This window comes from Methanoregula sp. (genome assembly GCF_002835825.1).
Taxonomy (GTDB): Archaea; Halobacteriota; Methanomicrobia; order Methanomicrobiales; family Methanospirillaceae; genus Methanoregula.
The window spans coordinates 1-5667 of sequence record NZ_PIZH01000125.1 but is presented as its reverse complement, the minus strand read 5'-3'; the positions used below and the strand labels follow the sequence as shown (position 1 = coordinate 5667).

Annotated in this window: 5 protein-coding genes; all 5 read right to left on the bottom strand. The window is 56.6% G+C overall.

Annotated elements, in window-relative coordinates; genetic code table 11:
* Nucleotides 1-234: 234 nt before the first annotated feature.
* The 5 genes from CW742_RS06005 to CW742_RS05985 are packed head-to-tail and all read right to left on the bottom strand — an operon-like array spanning nucleotide 235 to nucleotide 5571.
* A complete protein-coding gene (locus tag CW742_RS06005; RefSeq protein ID WP_292417859.1) occupies nucleotides 235-708 on the bottom strand; it encodes a hydrogenase iron-sulfur subunit in 474 nt (157 codons plus the stop codon).
* Nucleotides 709-2874 carry a CoB--CoM heterodisulfide reductase iron-sulfur subunit A family protein gene (locus tag CW742_RS06000; protein WP_292417856.1) on the bottom strand — a complete coding sequence of 722 codons (2166 nt, stop codon included), beginning with the start codon at nucleotides 2872-2874 and terminating at the stop codon, nucleotides 709-711.
* Between the two features lie 10 nt (nucleotides 2875-2884).
* On the bottom strand, nucleotides 2885-3808 hold the full coding sequence (gene hdrB / locus CW742_RS05995) for a CoB--CoM heterodisulfide reductase subunit B (protein ID WP_292417853.1): 924 nt from the start codon (nucleotides 3806-3808) through the stop codon (nucleotides 2885-2887).
* Nucleotides 3809-3811: 3 nt separating this feature from the next.
* Complete coding sequence (hdrC, locus tag CW742_RS05990) at nucleotides 3812-4393, bottom strand: CoB--CoM heterodisulfide reductase subunit C (RefSeq protein ID WP_292417850.1); 582 nt, start codon at nucleotides 4391-4393, stop codon at nucleotides 3812-3814.
* 5 nt (nucleotides 4394-4398) lie between these two features.
* Nucleotides 4399-5571, bottom strand: coding sequence for a 4Fe-4S binding protein (locus CW742_RS05985; protein ID WP_292417846.1), 1173 nt, complete (start codon nucleotides 5569-5571; stop codon nucleotides 4399-4401).
* Between the last annotated feature and the right edge of the window lie 96 nt (nucleotides 5572-5667).

Here is a 5667-nt window from a genome sequence, read left to right as displayed (position 1 = left end):
GGTTTCATTATTGTACGCAGTATTAACAAAAATAAAATTCGTACAACTGGTTGTTATAATATATATAAAAACTGCTGATTCCAGTATGCGCTCTGTATAAAAAAGATGCTTTAGGGGCAGGTCCTTTTTGCCTGAATCATCTCCCCGAAAGCTGGATTTGCAGTGCTTTCTTGTGCGATTTTGAGCTGGAATGCGGGTAAAAAAATGGGAGATACTGTCTCCCTGGTTTTACCGTTACTTGATCTCCATCTCTTTTGCGATCTCGGTGATGGGGCTGGGGCCAAGTTCGTTGATGGTCTTGACCACATCGGTGATCACAGCGCCCCATTTTGCACCTTCGGATGCCGAGACAAAGGTCATCCGGAAGCGGCGGTCGTCAAGGCCGATGCTCTTCATCAGGCGCTTGACCATGAACATCCTCTTGGATGCCTTGTAGTTGCCCTCAAGGTAGTGGCAGTCACCGAAGTGGCATCCCGATACAAGGACACCATCAGCGCCGTCAGCAAAGGACTTCAGCACGAAGAGTGCGTCGATACGGCCCGTGCACATGACACGGACGATCCGGACATCGGGGGGGTACTGGATACGGCCACCGCCGGCAAGGTCTGCACCGGCATAGGAACACCAGTTGCAGACGATACCCTGGATCTTGGGCTGCCAGATGCCGGGGCCACGCTTGGGGATGGGGAAGTTTCCTGGTGCAGACATTTACTGCTCACCTCCGAGCAGGAAGGCATCGATCTGTGCCACGATCTGGGGAGTTGCGAAGTGGTTCATCCAGATTGCACCACCGGGGCAGAAGCCACCGCAGGTACCGCAGCCCTTGCACTTGGCCTCGGTGACCTGCATGACGGTCCGGCCGTTCTTCTCAACAAGGGAGAGAGCGGAGTACGGGCAGAGGTTGACACACATGCCGCAGCCTGCGCACTTGTCTTCAATGCACATGGCGAAATACGGCTCAAGTTCGACTGCACCCATGTGGATCGGGATGGATGCCGCGGATGCCGCACCTTCTGCGGATGCTACCGTGTCCGGAATATCCTTCGGGCCCTGGCAGACACCGGCAAGGAAAACACCGGCTGTTGTGGTACCGCACGGGTTCAGCTTCGGGTGGGCTTCGAGGAGCCAGCCATCCATGGAGCACGATACACCGAAGAGTTTGCGGGTCCGGTTGGTATCTTCCTTGGGCTGGATTGCTGCTGCGAGCACGACCATGTCGACTTCCATGTCAATGGGGCGGTCGAGGAGCGTGTCGTCAGTCATGACGTGAAGGTTCTTGGTCTTGGGATCCTCGATGATGTTTGCCACGCGGCCGCGGATGAACTTGGCGCCCTCGTCCTGGATACGGTAGTAGAACTCTTCGTACATCTTGCCGAAGGAACGGATATCCATGTAGAAGAGGTACGGGATGCACCCGGGGATCTTCTCGATGATCTGGTGGGCATGCTTGAGCGAGTACATACAGCAGAACCGGCTGCAGTAGGGCTTGCCGGTTCCGGTGTTGTCACGTGACCCGGCGCAGAGCACAAAGGCGACCCGCTTCGGGGTCTCGCCATCGCTCGGGCGGACCAGGTGACCCCCGGTCGGGCCGGAAGCACAGATAAGCCGCTCGAATTCCAGACTGGAGATGACGTTCTCGAACCGCTTGTATCCCCACTCTTCTTTCTTCTCGATGGGGAAGATGTCGTAACCGGTTGCAAGAATTGCAGTTCCGACCTTGACCTTGACGAACTCGTCTTTCATCTCGAGGTCGATTGCACGCTTCTCGGGGCCACAGGCAGTGACACAGAGGCCGCACTTGACACAGGAGTTGAAGTCGATGGTGTAGATAAGGGGGACGACCTGCGGGTGGTTGATGTAAATAGCCTTCCTCGGTTTCATGCCGATTTCGAATTCGTTCGGCTTGACGACCGGGCAGACGTTCTCACAGTCACCGCAGCCATTGCAGCCGCCGCCAACGATTCCCTTGGCTTCGGCTTCCTTGGGGGTCATGACTCCGCGGGCTTTCTTGCGGATCGTGACATCGAAGTTTCCGATGTAGCCTTCGACTTCATGGACCTCGGACCAGGTCATGAGCTCAATGTTCTCGGCCCTGCCGACATCCACCATCTTCGGGGTAAGGATACACTGCGAACAGTCGAGTGTTGGGAAGGTCTTGTCGAGCTGGGACATACGTCCGCCGATGCTCATGTCGGACTCGATGAGGTAGGTCTTGATGCCTGCTGCTGCAAGGTCAAGGGCTGCCTGCATACCGGCGACACCGGCACCGACGACCATTGCCGTTGGCTCCACAGGAACGGACTTCGGGTGGAGGTCCTGGAGGAGTGCTGCTTTTGCCACGGCGATCTTGATGGCATCGATTGCCTTGTCGGTTGAACCCTCGCGGTCGTGCATGTGCACCCACGAGTTCTGGTCACGGATGTTTGCCATCTCGAACCGGAAGGGGTTTAAGCCTGCGTCCTTGGTTGCTGTGCGGAAGGTCGGCTCGTGGAGACGCGGGGTGCATGCTGCAACGACAACGGCGGTCAGCTTGTGGTCCTTGACGGCCTTGCTGATGACAGTCTGCCCGGGCATCGAGCACATGTACTTATAGTTGTCAACATAGGCCACATGCGGGACTTTCTTTGAGGCTTCCTGGACCGCTTCGATGTCCATCGATCCGGCGATGTTGGTACCGCAGTGACAGATGAACACACCGACGCGTGCATCGCCCGCGTTTGTCGTGGGTGCAACTGCTGCAGCCTCTGCCGGAGCAGCCTTGGGCTTTGCGGCAGGTGCTGCCGCTTTCTTGGTTTCCTGTTTCACGGGAGCTACCTTCTTTGAGTCCTCTTTCTTGGACGGGGCTTTCTTGGTGGTTGCTTTCTTTTCTGCCATGTTTACCACCTCACAGCACCTTCTGCAGGAACGGTTCGCAGCTGATACCATGGAGGTCCAGCCCGAGTTCCTGCGGGCTCATTCCCTGTGCGAGACCGAGGAGTTCAGCGAAGTGAAGAACCGGGAGGTTGTACTTGACACCGAACTTCTCTTCAATCTCAATCTGACCACGGTCGAACTGGAGCTGGCAGAACGGGCAGATGTCGGTAAGCGCATCGACGCCGACTTCCTTGAGATTGATGAGTTTCTCGTTGGTGATATCGAGTGCATGGACGATATCGTACCCGCGGACACCGCCACCGGCGCCACAGCACTGCATCTTGTTGCGGTACTCGACCGGGGTTGCACCGGTTGCAGCAACGAGCTCTTCCATCCAGGTCGGGCACTCGGTGTTGAGCATGACTTCCTTCTCGAACTCGCGGTCCTTGTGGGGCTTCACCAGGTGGCAGCCGTAGTGGACGGCAACGCGGGCACCGGTCAGGGGGTTGGTCACGCTGTCGCGGACCTTCTCAATACCGATGAATTTGTCGTTGTAGAGGAGCTCTGCGGTGTGGTAGACATTGATAGTACCCTTGTACTCCATGTCGACTTCCTTGAGGACTTCGTTGACATCGTCGCGGAGGTCCTTGTTGTGCTTGAGCTTGTGGTTGACTTCCCAGATCGACTTGTAGCAGCCATTGCAGACAAGGGCAATGTCCATCTTCATCTGCTCGGCAAGCACGAGGTTCCTTGCTGCCATTGCATAGAAGACCTTGAGGTCGATCGAGCCGAATGCACCGGGAGCCGGGCAGCAGCTTGCACCCTTTAAGGGGACGAGTTCGACGCCGAGTTTCTTCATCGCCTTGATGGAGGCGGATTCGACACCGGGGTACCGGTTCGGGGCAATGCATCCAAGGTAGAATGCGAACTTGTGGTTTATGCCTGATTCAGACATGGCTTAGCCCTCCCTTTCCTTGACGATCCGGTCCGCTTCGGCCTTGAGCTTGTAGTGGTCGATGATCTTCCGGATGCCGGGCATATATTCGGGATACATGTGGGTTGTCGGCGGGTCGCGGGTCAGTCCGAGTTTCTCGCGGGCTGCACGGTTCACATCGTTGTTGGGAACACCGTGGCCTGATGCGTAGATCGCCTGCACGGTCTTTAAGAAGTTGACCGGGACGATATCGCGCTTGAATGCGAGGTTCCTCATGGACATGATGACATCCGTCGGGATGATGTCCCGCGGGCACCGGTCCGAACAGCTGTAGCAGGTGGTGCAGAGCCAGAGGTCGGGGTCGGTCAGTGCCTCGTTCTCGAGGCCGAGTACGGCTCTCCTCATGAATTTGCGGATGCGGTATGAGCTGCGGGGGGCTGACGGGCAGGAGCCGGTGCAGGTACCACACTGGTAGCACATGTGGGCAATGGTGCGGGAGATTGCCTTTACGTTCTTGGTGAACTCGGGGTTCGAGTCTTCACGGATATATCTCTGGTCGCGGAGTTTCTTCTCCAGCGCTTCCGGGTAACCTTTTGTTCGTGCCATGATCTTCACGCCTTCCCCATAACTTTCAGGCTGACCTGTCCGGGCACATCCTCTTTCACCTTCGATGTCCTTGTGGTGCAGAGTTTTGCCTTGATCTTCTTGAAGAGGTCGGTTTCCGTGCCTTTCATGCGGACATTGGTCCTCGTAAGGACGATGATATCCTCACCGGGGCAGGCATTCACACAGGCGCCGCAGAAGATACAGAAGTCCTTGTTGACGGCGATTGTGGGCTCGATCTCGTGCTTCATGTCGGCCGCGGGCTTCGGTGTCGGCAGGTAGATCGCGTTTGCCGGGCAGATCTCTGCACAGGTTGAGCAGCCGCCAGGGCACTTCTCAGCGTGGAACTCAATGTCCCCCTCGAAGATCTTCTCAACGGTGATTGCCTCGGTCGGGCAGTTTACCGCACACCATCTGCACGTGCAGCAGTTGTCCTGGATAATGTCGACCTTTCCATCGATCTTGTCGGAGATGATCTCGCGCTCGACCGTGATGCATTCCTCGGGGCAGGCTTCGACGCACACCTTGCAGGCGTCGCACTTGGTCTCGTCCCAGATCACGTCGCCTTCCACCTTGCCGGACTCGGCCGTGAACTCCTTGTGTTTCACGACAATTGCCGGGCAGAGAGCACCACACAGGCCGCAGAGTGTACACTTCTCCTTGTCAACGGTAAAGGTCGTCTTCTTCTTCATTGCGGCAGCCTTCGGCTTTGCGCCGGCAACCGGGCCCTTGTAGGTCCCTTCGTAGGCGGGGACATTGCGGTCGATTGCATCCCGCGGGCATACCTCTTCGCAGGTAGTGCACTTGACACACTTCTCGTCGTCAATCTCCGCCTTCATGTCGTACTGCGGGAATCCTTCTTTCTCGATGATCGGGAGTCTCTCCTGACCATCTACCTTCAGTGTCAATGCATTGAACGGGCACATGATGACGCAGACACCACAGTAGGAACACTTGGTCTCGTCAACATCGATCGGGGTAGCGTAGTTGATAGCACCACGCCTTGATGCACCGACGAGCCCGAGGACGATGGCCTCCTCGGGGCAGGCGTCGACACAGATGCCGCAGCCCGTGCAGGTCTCAGCATTGAGGATAAGGTTGCTGGTGTTCTGAAGAAGCCTCTGCTCCATCACAACATTTACCCCATCCTTCTTTTTCGAAAACTTGGGAAACAATGCCATGTATTCACCCTCACGCTGTTTCTTATTGCATACCAGCCTCGGGTACTCCATACCCGGGGCCTGCAATTCTGATACCACCGTGTGGGCGTTCTCTTA